Annotated in this window: 14 protein-coding genes; 3 read left to right on the top strand and 11 right to left on the bottom strand. The window is 65.7% G+C overall.

Going from position 1 to position 16,015, the window contains the following annotated elements:
* Positions 1-230 precede the first annotated feature (230 nt).
* Positions 231-1,241: an alcohol dehydrogenase AdhP gene (gene adhP, locus AC5PZ0_RS23045; protein WP_493855814.1), complete on the top strand. Its 1,011-nt coding sequence runs from the start codon at positions 231-233 to the stop codon at positions 1,239-1,241.
* Positions 1,242-1,300: 59 nt separating this feature from the next.
* Here the strand turns inward: adhP and AC5PZ0_RS23040 are convergent, their stop codons facing one another.
* The 5 genes from AC5PZ0_RS23040 to AC5PZ0_RS23020 all read right to left on the bottom strand — a co-directional run bounded on the left by AC5PZ0_RS23040 (position 1,301) and on the right by AC5PZ0_RS23020 (position 7,347).
* Complete coding sequence (locus AC5PZ0_RS23040) at positions 1,301-2,815, bottom strand: DHA2 family efflux MFS transporter permease subunit (protein ID WP_274886293.1); 1,515 nt, start codon at positions 2,813-2,815, stop codon at positions 1,301-1,303.
* Positions 2,805-3,962 carry an HlyD family secretion protein gene (locus tag AC5PZ0_RS23035; protein WP_493855813.1) on the bottom strand — a complete coding sequence of 386 codons (1,158 nt, stop codon included), beginning with the start codon at positions 3,960-3,962 and terminating at the stop codon, positions 2,805-2,807. The genes AC5PZ0_RS23040 and AC5PZ0_RS23035 overlap by 11 nt, the downstream gene beginning before the upstream one ends.
* Positions 3,959-5,449, bottom strand: coding sequence for an efflux transporter outer membrane subunit (locus AC5PZ0_RS23030; RefSeq protein ID WP_493855812.1), 1,491 nt, complete (start codon positions 5,447-5,449; stop codon positions 3,959-3,961). The genes AC5PZ0_RS23035 and AC5PZ0_RS23030 overlap by 4 nt, the downstream gene beginning before the upstream one ends.
* A 112-nt stretch (positions 5,450-5,561) precedes the next feature.
* Complete coding sequence (locus AC5PZ0_RS23025) at positions 5,562-6,293, bottom strand: AraC family transcriptional regulator (RefSeq protein WP_238211205.1); 732 nt, start codon at positions 6,291-6,293, stop codon at positions 5,562-5,564.
* A 124-nt stretch (positions 6,294-6,417) separates the two neighbouring features.
* On the bottom strand, positions 6,418-7,347 hold the full coding sequence (locus AC5PZ0_RS23020) for a LysR family transcriptional regulator (RefSeq protein WP_493855811.1): 930 nt from the start codon (positions 7,345-7,347) through the stop codon (positions 6,418-6,420).
* Positions 7,348-7,442: 95 nt separating this feature from the next.
* Here AC5PZ0_RS23020 and AC5PZ0_RS23015 point away from each other — a divergent pair, with 95 nt between their 5' ends.
* The gene (locus tag AC5PZ0_RS23015) at positions 7,443-8,618 is read left to right on the top strand and encodes an MFS transporter (protein ID WP_265967838.1); all 1,176 of its coding nucleotides are present in this window, start codon (positions 7,443-7,445) and stop codon (positions 8,616-8,618) included.
* Positions 8,619-8,791: 173 nt separating this feature from the next.
* A complete protein-coding gene (locus AC5PZ0_RS23010; protein ID WP_263970676.1) occupies positions 8,792-8,956 on the top strand; it encodes a hypothetical protein in 165 nt (54 codons plus the stop codon).
* 115 nt (positions 8,957-9,071) lie between these two features.
* Here AC5PZ0_RS23010 and AC5PZ0_RS23005 read toward each other — a convergent pair whose 3' ends face one another.
* From AC5PZ0_RS23005 to purU, 6 genes are read right to left on the bottom strand one after another with little or no spacing between them, the layout of a single operon-like run.
* The gene (locus tag AC5PZ0_RS23005) at positions 9,072-9,674 is read right to left on the bottom strand and encodes a sarcosine oxidase subunit gamma (RefSeq protein ID WP_493855810.1); all 603 of its coding nucleotides are present in this window, start codon (positions 9,672-9,674) and stop codon (positions 9,072-9,074) included.
* Between the two features lie 3 nt (positions 9,675-9,677).
* Positions 9,678-12,581, bottom strand: a complete 2,904-nt coding sequence (locus AC5PZ0_RS23000) for a 2Fe-2S iron-sulfur cluster-binding protein (RefSeq protein WP_493855809.1) — start codon at positions 12,579-12,581, stop codon at positions 9,678-9,680.
* Positions 12,578-12,883, bottom strand: coding sequence for a sarcosine oxidase subunit delta (locus AC5PZ0_RS22995; protein ID WP_274886302.1), 306 nt, complete (start codon positions 12,881-12,883; stop codon positions 12,578-12,580). The genes AC5PZ0_RS23000 and AC5PZ0_RS22995 overlap by 4 nt, the downstream gene beginning before the upstream one ends.
* Positions 12,884-12,895: 12 nt before the next feature.
* Positions 12,896-14,137 carry an FAD-dependent oxidoreductase gene (locus tag AC5PZ0_RS22990; protein WP_019099481.1) on the bottom strand — a complete coding sequence of 414 codons (1,242 nt, stop codon included), beginning with the start codon at positions 14,135-14,137 and terminating at the stop codon, positions 12,896-12,898.
* A complete protein-coding gene (gene folD / locus AC5PZ0_RS22985; protein WP_493855808.1) occupies positions 14,119-15,030 on the bottom strand; it encodes a bifunctional methylenetetrahydrofolate dehydrogenase/methenyltetrahydrofolate cyclohydrolase FolD in 912 nt (303 codons plus the stop codon). Before folD ends, AC5PZ0_RS22990 begins: the two co-directional genes overlap by 19 nt.
* Positions 15,027-15,893, bottom strand: a complete 867-nt coding sequence (gene purU / locus AC5PZ0_RS22980; RefSeq protein ID WP_238211228.1) for a formyltetrahydrofolate deformylase — start codon at positions 15,891-15,893, stop codon at positions 15,027-15,029. Before purU ends, folD begins: the two co-directional genes overlap by 4 nt.
* Between the last annotated feature and the right edge of the window lie 122 nt (positions 15,894-16,015).

Raw genomic sequence — 16,015 nt, 5'->3', positions numbered from 1 at the left:
AGCCAGCTCCCACAGGTGCGGCGCTTGACTTGGAGGCTACACAGTTCCGGTGGGAGCTGGCTTGCCAGCGATGGGCCGCGCAGCGGACACATTGGGCCTAACTGACTGGCATTAGGCTAAACCCGCTCCCCCGTTCAAAACCTGACCTGAAGCAACGCCTCTTCCTCCATCCGCCACTATGCTGATCCGGGCATTCTCTCAAGCTCACTCAGACAGACACGGAGGTGTTTATGAAAGCTGCTGTCGTTGCCAAAGGGCGTCGCGTGGACGTGGTGGAGAAAACACTGCGGCCGCTGGCGCACGGTGAAGCGTTGCTGAAGATGCAGTGCTGTGGCGTTTGCCATACCGACCTGCATGTCAAGAATGGCGATTTCGGCGACAAGACGGGTGTGATTCTGGGCCACGAAGGGATTGGCGTGGTCGTGGAAGTGGGGCCGGGTGTCACGTCGCTCAAGCCGGGTGACCGGGCCAGTGTGGCGTGGTTCTTCCAGGGCTGCGGGCACTGCGAATATTGCAACAGCGGCAACGAGACGCTGTGCCGTGAGGTGAAAAACTCCGGCTACACGGTCGACGGTGGCATGGCCGAGGCGTGCATCGTGGTGGCCGACTACGCGGTTAAAGTGCCGGATGGGCTGGATTCAGCGGCCGCCAGCAGCATCACCTGCGCCGGCGTGACCACCTACAAGGCGGTGAAATCATCGAATATCCGCCCTGGGCAATGGCTGGCCATCTACGGCCTTGGCGGCCTGGGCAACCTCGCCCTGCAGTACGCCAAAAACGTCTTCAACGCCCGTGTCATTGCCATCGACGTCAACGATGATCAGCTGGCCTTCGCCCGTGAAATGGGCGCCGACCTGGTGGTCAACCCGCGCGACGAAGATGCCGCGAAAGTCATCCAGGCCAAGACCGGGGGCGCCCATGCTGCCGTGGTCACGGCAGTGGCCAAGAGCGCGTTCAACTCTGCAGTGGATGCACTGCGCGCGGGCGGTCGCCTCGTCGCTGTGGGGCTGCCGCCAGAAGCCATGAGCCTGGATATTCCACGCCTGGTACTCGACGGTATCGAGGTTGTCGGTTCGCTGGTCGGCACCCGCCAAGACCTGCACGAAGCCTTCGAGTTTGCCGCCCAAGGCAAGGTGGTGCCGAAGGTGACCCTGCGCCCGATCGAAGACATCAATAACATCTTCGAAGAGATGCAAGCGGGCAAGATCAAAGGCCGCATGGTGATCCACTTCGCCGATTGAAGGCTGCTGCCTGCCCAGGTGAAGCCGGCCCGCGCGTGCGGGCCGTTTTCAGGGTGGGTTCAAGCCGGTCGCTGAGTCCGCAACACTAACGCTGCCACCGCGCAGCCTATCAGCGCCAGGCACGCCAGGTAGAACGCATCGCTGTAAGCCATCAGGTAGGCCTCGCGTCGAATGGTCGCCGCCACCCCCTCCAGCGCCTGCTGCTGGGCCGGCAGCCAGCTCTGCACGGTCTGGCTGATGCGCTCCTGAACGCTGGGCGCAAACACCGTGACATGCTCGTGTATGCGCTCGCTGTGGTAACGCTCGCGCGTGGCCACGATCTGCGTCAGCGCGGCAGTGCCGATGGCGCCCCCGAGGTTGCGCAGCATGGAAAACACCGCCGAAGCGGAGCCCGCTTCTCGCTTTTCCAACCCCGCCACCGCCAGTACCGACAGCGCCACCATGATGAACGGCTGGCCAATGCCGCGTACCACCGTGGATGGGATGATGACGTTGTCGGCGCTGTCGGCTGTCAGGCTCGCACCCAGCCAGCAGCCGGCGGCCATGATCAGAAAACCGCTGGCCACCATGAACTTGGCGCTGGTCCAGGCCATCAGCCGTGGCATCAATGGCGCCAGCAGCAGTTGCACTACGCCATAGGCGATCAGCGCCACCCCCACGTCGCGGGCGCTGTAGCCCTGCAGTTGGGAGAGGTAGTTGGGCACCAGGAACACCAGGCCAAAGGTAGCCCCGCCAAAGATGAACATGGCAACGCTGGCCACCCCGAAGTTGTACCGCCCCAGCAAGCGCAAGTTGATGAACGCGCGTTGGCCGTACAGCTGCGTGTAGACGAACACCGCCAGCGCCAGGCCGGCGATGATTGACATGCCGACGATGAATGTCGAACCGAACCAGTCCAGCCGGCCGCCTTCTTCCAGCACGATCTGCAGCCCGCCCAGGCCAACGACCATGGCCGTGATGCCCAGCCAGTCGCCACGGCGCAACAGGGTCAGTTGCAGGGGTTTGGCCTCGATCGACCAGGCGATGGCGAGCAGCAAGGCGATACCGGGGAACAGCTGCAGGTAGAAGATCCAGCGCCACGAATAGACATCGGTCAACCAGCCGCCAATGGAAGGGCCGGCCGCCTGGGCCACGCTGTTGGCCAGGCTGAACAAGGCCATGCCCATGGCCATCTTGCTGGCGGGCAGTTCGGTGATGATCAACTGGAAGGAGAGGGGGATCAGCACGGCGCCGGCAGCGCCCTGAATCACCCTGAGGGTGATCATCGCCTCAAGGTTGGGGGCCCACGAGCAGGCGATCGACGCCAGCAGGAAGATGAACGAACCCGTCCACATCACCCGGCGCATGGAAAACACTTCGACCAGCCAGGCCGTCAGCGGAATCATGACGATTTCCGCCACCAGGTAGGCGGTGGAAATCCACGAGCCTTCCTCGAAGCTCGCGCCCAGCGAGCCGCGGATCTCGGGCAGCGCCGCGCTGGTGACGTGCACGTTCATGCCAGCCATGAAGCAGCCGAGCAGGCCGCCGAATACGGCCACCCAGGCGCGTAACGGTACGCGTTGCTCATTGCTCATCGGCAGGCTCCACGGGGCGGGTGTCGACCGTGGTCACCACCGACATGCCGGGCAATATCTGCAGGCCGTCTGCCGGCCGATCGAGGACGATGCGCACCGGAAAGCGCTGGACGATCTTGGTGAAGTTGCCGGTAGCGTTGTCCGATGGCAGCAGTGCGAAGACGTTGCCGGACGCCGGCGAGAAGCTGGCCACGTGGCCTTGCACAGGCTGGCTGGAAAAGCTGTCGACACGGACCTGCACCGGTTGCCCTGGGCGCATGTGTGCCAGCTGGGTTTCCTTGTAGTTGGCAACCACGTAGGTCTGCTGCAACGGCACCACCGCCAGCAGCGGCTGCCCAGGCACCACGTACTGCCCGGCGCGCACACGGCGCTGGCCGACCACGCCGTCGATGGGCGCGCGCAGGACGGTGTCCTGTGCGTCCTGGTCGGCCAGCGCCTGCCGGGCCTGGGCACGGCTCAGGCCTGCTGCCCGTTGCTTGATCTCGGCATCGGCCGCCAGCGCCTGTGCCTTGGCCATCGCCAGCTGCGAGCGCTGCTCACGCAAATGTGCCTGCGCGCCTTGCAGCGCGGCGCCGGCTTGCACGGCCTTGGCGTGGGCGGCTTCCAGGCGCTGCACGGTGGCTGCGTCATCGCGCACCAAGCCACGGTAGCGCTGCATGTCCAGCTCGCTGCGCTGGCGCTCGGCGCTGACACTGTGCACAGCCGCTTCAGCCTGGACGATGGCCTGCTGCTGCTGGTTGATGCGTTCGGCGGCCACTTGCTGCCGTGCCTGGGCGGCGGCCAACGCGGCGTGCGCTTCGGCCACGCCGGCAGTGGCCTGGTCGAGGCGGGCGCGGTAGTCGCGGTGCTGCAGGCGTACCAGCACATCGCCGGCTTTGACGGCCTGGTCGTCCTCTACGTCCACCTTTGCCACATAACCGGCCACGCGCGCGCTCAAGGCCACCCAGTCGGCACGCACGTAAGCGTCATCGGTGGTTTCCAGGTAGCGCCCCGTGGTCAACCAGTACCCGCTGAATGCCAGCGCTGCCAGCACCGTCAGGCCACCACCGGCGTACAGCGCCAGGCGGCGACGGGTAGGCCTGGGGGCGGTGGCAACTGCCTGGGCCTGGTCATCGGGCAGCGGGTTTTTGCTAACGGCAACATTCATGATTGGCTTCCAGTCTCGGGGGTGGAGCGGTGCACCTGGCTTGGGGCCGGTGCTGGTGACGACTGCCAGCGCCCGCCCAGGGCGCGGAACAGGTTGATCTGGGCACGCGCCAGGCGGCCTTGGGCCTCGACGTGGCTGGCCCTGACCTGGATCAGGTCGCGCTCGCTGTCGAGCAACGCCAATGCATCAACGGTGCCTGCCTGATAGTTGCGTTGCGCAAGGGCAAAGCCACGCTCGCCTTGCGCCAGGGCCGCACCCAGGGCCAAGGCCCGTTGGCGCTCACCCTCAAGGCGCGCCAGCGCCTGGCGCACATCCTTGAGTGCCGCCAGCGCTACCCCGCGGTAATGAGCGACCTGCGCGTTGTGCAAGGCCTGGGCCTTGTTCACCCGTGCCCGGTTGGCTTTGATATTGGGGAATTCCCAGCTGATCAACGGCCCGATGGCAAACATCACCGCGCGGCTGTCACCCAGGTTGGCAAGGTGGTGGTCCGACGAGGTCAACGAGGCACCGAAGCTGACTTTCGGATACAGGTCGGCCTTGACGATATCGACTTCCAGGGCGGCAGCCTGCAGTTCGCGCTCGGCCTTGCGCACGTCGGGCCGGCGTTCGAGCAGGCGCCAGGCGTCGCCAGCGGGCAACGGCGCGGCGAGGGTCGGGATGCGCTGGCAGGTGTCAGTGTCATCCGTGAGCGTTGTCGGGTCCTGGCCACTGAGCATGCTCAGTTCGTACAGCGCCATCTGCCGGTGTGCCTCCAGCATCGGCAGCTGCGCCCGCACCTGCTCCCGCAACCCCAGCAGGCGCACGCTATCGAGCTCCGTAGCGACCCCGGCCTGCCGCTGGCGGTCGCTGAGCTGCACACTGCGCTCCAAGGTGCTCAGGGACTGCCTGGCCGCGGCGATGCGGGCACTGTACACGCACTGGTCGATGTAGGCCCGGGTGGTCTGGCTGACCACGTGCAGCTGCACCAGGTCCAGGGCATCGCGGCTGGCCTCGGCCTGCACCCGCGCCCGCTCGATGGCGGCGCGCACCTGGCCCCACACATCGACCTGGTAAGCCAGCTCGATGGCCGGGTTGAAAGCCCATTGCGACGGCGCATGGCTGTCGGTCGCCTCGGCCAGGGTCTGGTCATCGGCGCTCTTGCCATAGCTCGCGCCCATGCCAATGGAGGTGGACGGCCAGCGCCGGGCATCGAACTCGCCAATGCCGGCGAGCATGGCCTGCACGTTGGCTTCGGCCTGGGCCAAGTCCTGGTTGTGCGCCAAGGCTTGCAGCACCCAGGCATTGAGCTGCGGGTCGTGGTACAGCGCCCACCAGCGCGCGGGCAGCGCCTGGTCGCTGACGCCGGCAGGCAGGTGCAGTGCAGGGGTTGCCTGGAATGCAGTGGGGGGCACGGCGTTTGTGGGGTGCCCGGTGCAAGCCGTCAGCACGCCGAGCAAGCCGAAGGCGGCGGCGCGCCCGGCAGGGCAGGAAAGGGATCGTATTGGCATCACGCAAAGTCGTATGAGGGGTCGTGAAGCCAGCTTATCGAGGGGCAGGGCGGCCCCGCTGCCGCAAGCGGGACAACCGTGCGCGCAACTGGGACAACCTCAGCCTCGGCGGTCAGTGCGTGGGCGCGGTGCCGGTGCCCAGCACGCTGATTTGCCAGGCGCTGGGGTTGTAGCCAAGGATGCGCTTGAACATTGCGGCGAATGCGCTGGCGCTCTGGTAGCCGTGTTCCAGCGCCACGTTCAGGATCGGCTTGCCATCGGCCAGGCACTGCTGGCTGAGGATCATGCGGGTGCGGGCCCGCCACTCGCCATACGACATCCCCACCTCACGCTGAAACAACCGCGCCAGGGTGCGGGCACTCATGTTCAACTGCGCGCCACACTGCTCCAGCGTCAGGTCCTGGGCCGGGTCTTCGAGAAACCCCTCGCACCAGGCGCGCAGCCGCGCATGCTGCGGTACCGGCACATAGGCGTCGATGCGCTCAGCCGTCTCCAGTTCACGCTGGATCAGTGCCCGAGCGTGCTCGCCCAGCGGCTCGTCGCGTTGCAACATCCGTGACCCCGCCAGGATCAACTCGCGCAGCAGGCCGGAGACCGCGATCACATGGCAGCGAGTCACGTGCGACCCCAGCAGCAAGGTGCGCATCGACACTTCGCCTTGCATGCGCACTTCGTGGCTCATGCCGGCAGGTATCCACAGCGCCTGCCCGCGCGGTATCACCCAGTTTCCGCCATCGCTGCACACGCGCATCACGCCGTTGGCGGCATACATCAGTTGATCTTCGGCATGGCAGTGGCTGGCAACCACTTCGCCGTGTCGGTAGTCCATTCCCAAAGCTTGCATGCCAATCTCCTCGGGCCGTGTGTGGCGAGCAGGGGTAACGATTGGATCCAATGCTATCGCAAGGCGTTCAGGCGGGGTTGCTAAGTGTTCGCGTGCAACGCAGAAATATGCGCATGAATTGCGCTCAGGGTGTAAATCGTGGCGGTTCGTGGCGGGTTGGCCAGCCCTGGTGATGCTGGACCAGGAAGTCCACGAACACCCGCACCCGTGCCGGCATCGCCGGGCCACCAACGAATACGGCGTGTATCGGCTCGCGGTCGCCGGGGTTGTAGGCTTCCAGCACGGGCACCAGTTGCCCGTTGTTGAGGTCGTCGGCCACTGTGAAGGTGCCGATGCGCGCGATGCCGGCCCCCAGCCTGGCGAATTGGGCCAGTGCCTCGCCGCTGCTGCACTCCAGGTTACCGGTGACTTTCAGGGCAAAGGCCTGCCCGTCCCGGCGAAACGGCCAGTCCGCTTCAGCGCGGCGGAAGTTGAAGCGCAAACAGTTGTGGCGGGCCAGGTCTTCAGGTGCCACGGGGGTACCGCAGCGTTGCAGGTAGTCGGCCGAGGCGACGATCACTTGGCCGGTGTCGCCAATGTAGCGGGCGCTCAGCGAGCTGTCCGGCAGGTGGCCGAAACGCAGCGCGACATCGGCCTGGCCGCCGGCGATGTCGACCACTTCGTCGCTTAAGGTAAGGTCGACCAGCACTTGCGGGTACAAGGCGCTGAACTGCGCCAGCAAAGGCACCACCGTCAGCCGCGCATGGCCCAGTGCGGCACTGACCCGCAGCCGGCCCCGCGGTACACCTTGGTCGGTGATGGCATCCTCGACCTCATCCAGGTCGGCCAGGATGCGCCGTGCGCCGCGCAAGTAGGCGTCGCCCTCTGGGGTCAGCGTAATGGCGCGGGTGGTGCGCAACAGCAGGCGAGTGCCCAGGCGCTGTTCGGTACGCGCGATGATCCGGCTGACAGCGGACGGCGTCAGCCCCAGCGCGCGTGCCGCCGCAGACAAGCTGCCTTCTTGCGCCACCTTGGCAAAAATCTCCATCTCTCCAGACCTTCCGGTGAAGTCCATTTGTGCCTCTTGCGCAAAGGTGGTTGGCAAAAATGCAGGCTAGTGCCCGCATGAAACGGATCGTAGCATTTCAGGCACAGATAAGGAGCCGTTTCATGCGCATCAATCCACCCCTCGTCGCACTCGCCATCGGTGCCTTTGGCATCGGCGTCACCGAGTTCGCTCCCATGGGCATGTTGCCCAGTATTGCCACCGACCTTGGCGTGTCGATCCCCGCAGCCGGGCTGCTGGTCAGTGCCTACGCCCTCGGCGTGTTGATCGGTGCCCCGCTGATGACTTTGGCCACCGGCAGGGTGCCACGGCGTTACCTGCTGATCGGGCTGATGGCCATTTTCACCCTGGGTAACCTGATGTCGGCCCTGGCGACTGACTACGCCAGCCTGATGGTTGCCCGCGTGGTGACCTCGCTCAACCATGGCGCGTTCTTTGGCATTGGCTCGATCGTCGCGGCCAGCGTGGTGCCGCCTGAAAAACGGGCAGGGGCCGTGGCGGCCATGTTCATGGGGCTGACACTGGCGACCATCGGCGGTGTGCCGCTGGCCACCTGGTTTGGCGAATTGCTGGGGTGGCGTACGGCCTTCTGGGGCATTGCGGGCCTGGGGCTGATTGCGATGACGACGCTGTGGTACGCACTGCCTAATGTGCCGCTGCCGAAAAGCGACGGGGTGATGGCCGAGATCCGCGTGCTGGGCCGTGGCCCGGTACTGGCGGCGCTGGCACTGACCGTGGTGGGTTCCAGTGCGATGTTTACCGTCTTTACCTACATTGCGCCAATCCTGCACAGTGAAGCCCAGGCCTCCACACCGTTCATCACCGCCATGCTGGTGTTGTTCGGTATTGGCCTGACGCTGGGCAACGTGTGGGGTGGCAAGGCGGCGGACCGTTCGGTTGACCGCACGCTGATCGTCTCGTTGGCGGTGCTGATTGCCGTATTGCTGGTGTTCCCGCTGTTGATGCCCTGGGCACTGCCTACCGCACTGGCGGTGCTGGTGTGGGGCGCTGCCAGTTTTGCCCTGGTACCGCCGCTGCAGATGCGCGTAATGGAGGCCGCCAAGGAGGCGCCCAACCTGGCGTCTGCGGTGAATATCGGGGCGTTCAACCTGGGCAATGCGATCGGTGCCGCGCTGGGTGGCGCGGTGATCAATGCAGGGCTGGGTTACCCGGCGATTTCCCTGGCGGGTGCGTTGATGGCGGGGTTGGGCCTGGTGATGGTGTTGCTGTTTGCCTGGCGCTCGCGTGCCGTCCAGTCCTCACCGCTGGCCACGCTTTAAGGGTTAGGAGCAGCCTTGTGCTGCGAAGAGGCCGGTGGCAACACCGTGAATCTTCGCTGCGGGTACGGGCCTCTTCGCAGCACAAGGCTGCTCCTACCTCAATCGCGCCTGGCCTTGGTATTACGCAAGGTGTGCGGGCAAGGCGTTGCCGCTGGTGTGGGGCGCTGCCAGTGATGGAGGCCGCCAAGGAGGCGCCCAATCTAGGCAATGCGATCGGTGCCGCACTGGGTGGCGCGGCCCTGGCGGGTGCGTTGATGGCGGGGTTGGGCCTTGTGATGGTGTTGCTGTTTGCCTGGCGCTCGCGGGCCGTCCAGGCCTCACCGCTGGCCACGCTTTAAGGGTGTAGGAGCAGCCTTGCGCTGCGAAGAGGCCGGTGGCAACACCGTGGATCTTCGCTGCGGGTACGGGCCTCTTCGCAGCACAAGGCTGCTCCTACCTCAATCGCGCCTGCCGCTAGTACGCAGCGTCCAGTGCAATCTCCACCCCTTCAAATTCCGCCATCGCATCCCGCATCGCTTCGCAAAAATACGCCCACGAAGCCCGGTCAAACAGCAGCTGCAAGGCCGGCACCGCTTCACGCCCGACATTCACCACGATCACATTGATCCGCGCCGCCGATGTCTGCGCCACGGCCCCGACCGGGAACGCCTGGGCACGCAGGTCAACCCCGCATAGCTTGGCCATCACCGCGCTGCAATGCTGCCCCGACAGCTGCAGCCAGGCGTGGCTGTCCTGGCGCGGCAGCAGGTAGTTGCGCTGGGCGTCCTGCACCCAGTCGGCCTCTTCGGCGGCAATCCGCGCCCCTTGGTCGGCGAAACTGCCCAGCAGCAGGTATTCGGTGGCCGACAGCCGCGCCACCCAGCTACCGTCGTCCTGGCGCAGCGCCTGGTTGGGCTGTGGCGGCAAACGATAGCCGCGTGCTTGCAGGTAGGCCGCGCTGTCGGCGCCACGAAAACCCACCCGCGCCAGGTCGGTCAGGTCGGTCAGCGCGCAGGCCAGCAGTGGCTCGGCCTGTGGCTGGGGAGAGAAGCACTGTTCTGTCTTCAGGCTAGTCATGGCTCACAGCTCCTGGCGCAGGTTGTCGGGATCATGGAAGGGCAGTTGCACCACCTTGGCATTGACCATCACACCGCCCTCCACGCGGATCGGGATGTGCATGCCGGGGGTGGCCTGGTGGGCGCCGACGTAAGCCAGGCCGATGATCTGCCCCAGGGTTTGCGAGTACTCGCACGAGGTGACGTTGCCGCTGATGTCCGGGCCGTCCAGCACCAGGTGGCCTTCCAGTGGCTGCGGGCTACCCTTGGGCAGCGTGAACCCGACCAGCTTGCGCTTGAGCGGCTGCGCTTCGAGGATCTCGATCGAGCGCTTGCCGACGAAGAACGGTTTCTTGCGGCCGATCGCCCACTGCATGTCGATTTCGGCGGGGTGGGTCATGCCATCGGTGTCCTGGCTGATGATCACATGGCCTTTTTCCAGCCGCAGCAGGCGCTGGGTCTCGACCCCGAACGGGCGAATGCCCAGCCCGGCGCCTGCTTGCATCAAGGCGTCCCACAGGCGTTCGGCATGGCGCGCCGGCACATGGATTTCATAGCCCAGCTCGCCGACGAAACCGACCCGCAGGATGCGCGCCGAAATGCTCGCCACCTTGCCCAGGCGTACGCCCAGGTAAGGGAACGCCGCGGCCGACAGTTCCACCCCTTCGCACACCTTGGCCAGCACCTGGCGCGACAAGGGGCCCGCCAGGTTGACGGCGGCCAGGGCGGCGGTGACGTTGGTGATATCGACGTCCAGGCGCCACTGCGCGTTCCACTTGAGCATCTGCTGGTAAATGCGGTCGACGCCACTGGTGGTGGCGCTGACATAGAAGTGCTGCTCGGCCAGGCGGGCGCAGACGCCGTCATCGATCACCACGCCGTGCTCGTTGGTCATCAGTGCATAGCGGGTGCGGCCGATCGCCAGTTTGGCGAAGCCGAAGGTGTACAGGCGCTCGAGCAGCTCAGCGGCATCCGGGCCGCGCACGTCGAGGCCGCCGAGGGTGGAGACGTCGATCAGCCCAACCTTCTCGCGCACATGCCGCGCTTCTTCTTGCATGCAGCGTTCGCGGTCCTCGGGCTTGCCGTAGTAGGCCGGGCGCTGCCAGATGCCGGCGGGCATCATCTTCGCGCCTGCTTGCAGGTGGCGGCGGTGCATCGGTGTCTGCCGGTACGGGTCGAAAGCGCGGCCGGCGACATGCGCCAGCTTTTCCGCTTGGAACGGGGGGCGCGCCGTGGTCACGCCGGTTTCGCTGATGCTGCGGCCCGTGGCCTGAGCCACCAAGCGCGCGGTGGGCAGCGCCGAGTGGCGCCCTTGGGACGGGCCCATGCCGACCGTGGAAAAGCGCTTGACCAGTTGCACGTCGCGATAGCCGCTGCGGGTGGCGTTAACGATATCGCGCACCTGCAAGTCTTCGTCGAAGTCGACGAAATCCTTGCCCTTGGGGTGCGGGAAGATCGGCCACGGATGATTGACCTTGGCCTCTGCGACGAAGCTTGCCTGCGCAGGGGCCTCCAGGCCAAGCGCCGCCAGGGCCTCGCTAGCTGCGCGGGTGGCGTCCGTGAGCACATTGCTTAGCACATGTCGGCCGTTCACCGAGCCTGCGATATGCAGCCCCGCCGGTAGGTTGCTGAGGGTGAACTCGTCGCGGTTGACGTCATAGGCCAGCTTGCCGCCAGCCTGGCACAGCAGTTGGTACACCGGCATGTAGCCGGCCGACATGCACAGCAGGTCGCAAGCCAGGCACAGGCCATGGTCGCCGACCTTGCCCTGGCCGGTGATCGGGCGGATATCGACGCCAGTCACATGGCGCATGCCCTTGTCGTGCAGGGCTTCATAGACGGTGCTGCCCAGATGAATGGGGATATCACGCCGTTTCAATTCTGCAGCCAGCGCGGCATCGGCGGGCGCGGCGCGCATGTCCACCAGGGCGGCAATGGCCACACCTTGCTCCTGCAGGTCGAGCGCGGCCAGGTAGCCGTCGTCGTGGCCCGTGAGGATCACCGCCCGTTGCCCCGGCTTGACCGCGTACAGCTTCATCAGCCGTTGCGCGGCGCTGGTCAGCATCACCCCGGGCAAGTCGTTGTTGCGAAACACCACCGGCTGGTCGAATGAACCCGCCGCCACCAGGCAGCGCGTGGCGCGTACCTTGTACAGGCGCTTGTGCTGAATCACCGGCAGGTAGTTGTCGGTGAACCAGCCGTTGCAGGTGGCCTCGAGCAGCACGTGGATATTCGGGTGGCCCTCGACAGCCGCCAGCAGCTCCTGGCGCAGGCTGGCCGCGCGGGTGCCGGCGATGTCGAAGCGGGCGTAGGTCAGCGAGCCTCCCAGCACCGGTTGCTGCTCGATCAGCAGCACCTTGGCTCCGGCGTTGGCCGCGTCCAGCGCCGCGCGCAAGCCGGCAGGGCCACCGCCGATCACCGCCACATCGACGAACAGATAGGCCTTGTCGTAGTACTGCGGCTTGAAGCCGAGGTCCAGCACGCCGAGGCCGGCCTTCTTGCGAATCAGCGGCTCCCAGACCTTCCACATGCCCTTGGGCTTGTAGAACGAGCGGTAATAGAAACCTACCGGCATGAAGCGCGAGAACGTGCCCAGGTAGGCGTCACGGTCGTGTTCCAGGCTGCCGTTGAAGTTCTGCCCCTCGACCACCTGGCCATCACGCGCCGCCTCCATGTCGGCCAGCACGTTGGGTTCGTCGGGCAGTTGCACCAGGGTGTTGGCATCCTGCCCGGCCAGGCTCAGCGGGCCTCGTGGGCGGTGGTACTTGAACGAACGCGACAGCAACCAGCGGCCGTTGCCGAGCAGGGCACTGGCGATGCTGTCGCCGGCAAAGCCCTGGCAGGCCTGGCCATCGAAGTTGAAACGCAGGGGCCGCTCGCGGTCGATCAGCAGGCCCATGGGCGCGGGGAGGCGAGTGTGGCTGTTCATCCGGCGATCTCCGGGGTGGCGGCGGGGGTGAAGTCGACGCGGCGGTCGAACAGTTCTTTTGGATCGAAGGTGCGCAGCACCTGGTCGCTGACGGTGTGGCGCTCGGCCAGGAACCAGTAGCTGGAGGCGTTGTGCAGCCACCACTCGATGACCACACCGGCCAGGTTGTCGCTGTTGAATACGTAGTCGGCCCATTCGGCATCGCTGCAGGCGGCCGGGTCGGGCATGTGCTTGAACTCGCCGCCGTAGGTGAATTCGCTGATGTTGCGCGGGCCGTTCAAGGGGCAGGTCAGGATCTTCATCGTGCGTTCCTTTTAGTGGCTGGCGGCGGTCGCGCCCATTTCGTTGACTTGCTGGAAGCGACTGAAGCGCTCCAGGGCGAAAGGCGCGATCATCTCTGGCACCTTGCCGCCACTGGCGACCAGCTCGGCCATGGTCTTGCCGCAGATGGGCGTGGCCTTGAAGCCCCAAGTACCCCAGCCGGCGTCCAGGTAGTAGTTGTCGACTGGCGACAGGCCCATGATCGGGCTGTAGTCCGGCGTCATGTCGGTCATCCCGGCCCATTGGCGCATCAGCTTGGCGTTGGCCATGAACGGGAACATCTCGATGGCGTGGGCCAGCAGGCTCTCCTTCAAGTCGAGGGTGGAGCGGGTGTTGTACAGCGGGTACGGGTCGGACCCGCCACCGAAGACGATCTCGCCACGGCTGGTCTGCTGCACGTAGCAGTGCAGCGCCGACGAGCTGACCAGCGGATCGAGAAATGGCTTGAACGGCTGGGTGACCATGGCCTGCAGCGGGTAGGTATGGATCGGCGCACGGATGCCGGCCTTGGCCATCAACAGCGAACTGGCCCCGGCCACGGCCTGCACCACGCAGCCGCACTGCACCGTGCCACGGTTGGTCTTCACCGCTTCGATGCGGCCATTGCGGATCAGCAGGTCCTGCACCTCGGTCAGTTGATGAATCTCGACCCCGCGCTTGGCGGCCTGCTTGGCGTAGCCCCAGGCCACCGCGTCGTGGCGTGCGGTGGCGCCGTCGATGTGCCACAGCCCGGCCAGCACCGGCAGGTGGCCGGGGTCGAGGTTCAGGCTCGGCACCAGTTCGCGGATCTGCTGGCGGTCGATCATCTCGGTGCGCCCGCCAAAGTGCTTGTTGACCTCGGCACGCTGGCGGAAGGCGCGCACGGTGGCGTCGGTGTGCGCCAGGGTCAGCTGGCCGCGCTCGGAGTACATGATGTTGAAGTCGAACTCGTTGGACAGGTTCTGGAACATCCGCACCGATTCTGCGTAAAAGCGCACGCCTTCACTGGTGAGGTAGTTGGAGCGAATCACCGCCGTGTTGCGTGCGGTATTACCGCCACCCAGGTAGGCCTTTTCCAGCACAGCGACGTTGGTGATGCCGTGGTACTTGGCCAGGTAGTAGGCGATGGCCAGGCCGTGGCCGCCGCCGCCGATGATCACTACGTCGTAGCGCGGTTTGAGTTCGCAGGGTGGCGGCAGGTCGACCTCCACCGGGTAGTCGGCGCTCAGGCCGTATTTCAGCAGGGCGAAAGGCATGCGGTGCGCTCCTGTTGGGCGGCCTGTTGTTGCAGGTCGAGGGCGAGCAGGGTGTTTTTCATCAGGTAGGCGATGGTCATCGGGCCGACGCCACCGGGCACTGGGGTGATGCCGGCGACCAGGGGCAGGGCGGCGGCAAAATCGACGTCGCCGACCAGGCGGCTGCGGCCGTCTTCATCGATGCGGTTGATGCCGACGTCGATCACCACTGCGCCGGGCTTGAGCCAGTCGGCGCCGATCAGGCGCGGCTTGCCCACCGCAGCAACGAGGATGTCGGCCTGGCGGCACATCGCCGGCAGGTCGTGGCTGCGCGAGTGCACCACGGTCACCGTGCAGTCGGCTTGCAGCAGCAGGGCGGCCATGGGTTTTCCGACAATGTTCGAACGCCCCACCACCACCGCATGCTTGCCGCGCAACTCACCGCAAGCATCGCGCAACAGGCGCATGCAGCCACTGGGGGTACAGGGGGTGAGCACGTCGCGGCCCTGGGCCAGGCCGCCGACGTTCTCGCTGTGGAAGCCGTCCACGTCCTTGAGCGGGCTGATGGCTTGCAGCACGCGGTGCGCGTCGATGTGTGCCGGCAAGGGCAGTTGCACGAGGATGCCGTTGACCGCGTTGTCACGGTTGAGCCGGTCGATCAGGGTGAGCAGGTGGGCTTGAGACGTGTCTACCGGCAGGCGATGCTCCAGGGAGCGGATGCCCACTTCCTCGGCACGCAGCACCTTGTTGCGCACATACACCTGGCTGGCGGCGTCGGCGCCTACCAGCACCACGGCCAGGCCTGGTTGCACACCGCCCTGGCGCAGAGTGTGCACCTGCTCACGGACCTCGGTCAGCACCCGCGCCGCCGTGGCCTTACCGTCGATCAGCTTGACGCTGGGGAGGGCGTTCATTTGAAGATCACCGTGCGGTCGTGGTTGAGGAACACCCGGTGTTCCAGGTGGTACTTCACCGCACGCGACAAGGCGATGGTCTCGGTGTCACGGCCGATGGCTACCAGGTTGTCAGGGGCGTAGGCGTGGTCCACGCGCTGCACTTCCTGCTCGATGATCGGCCCTTCGTCGAGGTCGCTGGTGACGTAGTGCGCAGTGGCGCCGATCAGCTTGACCCCGCGTTGGTAAGCCTGGTGGTAAGGCTTGGCGCCTTTGAAACCGGGCAGGAACGAATGGTGAATATTGATCGCCCGGCCCGACAGTTGCCGGCACAGGTCGTCGGAGAGGATCTGCATGTAGCGCGCCAGCACCACCAGCTCGGTGCCGGTGTCCTCGACAATGCGCATCAGCGCGGCCTCCTGCTCGGCCTTGGTTTCTTTGCTTACCGGCAGGTAGACGAAACGGATGCCCTGGCGTTCGGCCATGGGGCGCAGGTCCAGGTGGTTGGAAACCACGGCAGTGATGTGCATGTCCAGTTCGCCCTTGGCGTGGCGGTACAGCAGGTCGGACAGGCAGTGGTCGAACTTGCTGACCATCAGCAACACACGCATCGGCCGGGCGCTGCTGTGCAGGCTCCATTGCATGTCGAAGCGCTGGGCGACGTCGGCAAAGCCCGCTTCCAGTTGCGGCGTGTCACCGCTGACACCGGTGTTGTAGCGGAACACGGCGCGCATGAAGAAGCGGCCATTGTCCTCGTCGTCGAACTGCGCCATCTCGCTGATGTAGCAACCTTGCTCGGCCAGGTAGGTGGTCACCGCGGCGACGATGCCGGACACGGCCGGGCAACTGACGCGCAGGATGAAATGATCGGGAGCGGGATGCATGTCGGGGCCTCGTGGTGGAGTGGGGCAGGTCGGGCACAAGGGCAAAGGGGTTCGCGGGATGGCGAAGAGTGTTTCTTCGTAGGAATATAAATTTCCTTTAGGCGATTTATAGGCGAAGTGAT

Source organism: Pseudomonas sp. 5.2, assembly GCF_059025405.1.
Note: the sequence above shows the minus strand (reverse complement) of the source record. Positions and strands in the feature narration are given on the sequence as shown.

Excerpts from the sequence above, each read along its gene's own strand:
- AC5PZ0_RS23035 (WP_493855813.1), bottom strand. The coding sequence starts at position 3,962 with ATGAATGTTGCCGTTAGCAAAAACCCGCTGCCCGATGACCAGGCCCAG.
- AC5PZ0_RS23040 (WP_274886293.1), bottom strand. The coding sequence starts at position 2,815 with ATGAGCAATGAGCAACGCGTACCGTTACGCGCCTGGGTGGCCGTATTC.
- AC5PZ0_RS23000 (WP_493855809.1), bottom strand. The coding sequence starts at position 12,581 with ATGAACAGCCACACTCGCCTCCCCGCGCCCATGGGCCTGCTGATCGAC.
- AC5PZ0_RS23020 (WP_493855811.1), bottom strand. The coding sequence starts at position 7,347 with ATGGACTTCACCGGAAGGTCTGGAGAGATGGAGATTTTTGCCAAGGTG.
- AC5PZ0_RS23025 (WP_238211205.1), bottom strand. The coding sequence starts at position 6,293 with ATGCAAGCTTTGGGAATGGACTACCGACACGGCGAAGTGGTTGCCAGC.
- AC5PZ0_RS23010 (WP_263970676.1), top strand. The coding sequence starts at position 8,792 with ATGGAGGCCGCCAAGGAGGCGCCCAATCTAGGCAATGCGATCGGTGCC.
- AC5PZ0_RS22995 (WP_274886302.1), bottom strand. The coding sequence starts at position 12,883 with ATGAAGATCCTGACCTGCCCCTTGAACGGCCCGCGCAACATCAGCGAA.
- AC5PZ0_RS22990 (WP_019099481.1), bottom strand. The coding sequence starts at position 14,137 with ATGCCTTTCGCCCTGCTGAAATACGGCCTGAGCGCCGACTACCCGGTG.
- AC5PZ0_RS23015 (WP_265967838.1), top strand. The coding sequence starts at position 7,443 with ATGCGCATCAATCCACCCCTCGTCGCACTCGCCATCGGTGCCTTTGGC.
- AC5PZ0_RS23005 (WP_493855810.1), bottom strand. The coding sequence starts at position 9,674 with ATGACTAGCCTGAAGACAGAACAGTGCTTCTCTCCCCAGCCACAGGCC.
- folD (WP_493855808.1), bottom strand. The coding sequence starts at position 15,030 with ATGAACGCCCTCCCCAGCGTCAAGCTGATCGACGGTAAGGCCACGGCG.
- purU (WP_238211228.1), bottom strand. The coding sequence starts at position 15,893 with ATGCATCCCGCTCCCGATCATTTCATCCTGCGCGTCAGTTGCCCGGCC.
- AC5PZ0_RS23030 (WP_493855812.1), bottom strand. The coding sequence starts at position 5,449 with ATGCCAATACGATCCCTTTCCTGCCCTGCCGGGCGCGCCGCCGCCTTC.
- adhP (WP_493855814.1), top strand. The coding sequence starts at position 231 with ATGAAAGCTGCTGTCGTTGCCAAAGGGCGTCGCGTGGACGTGGTGGAG.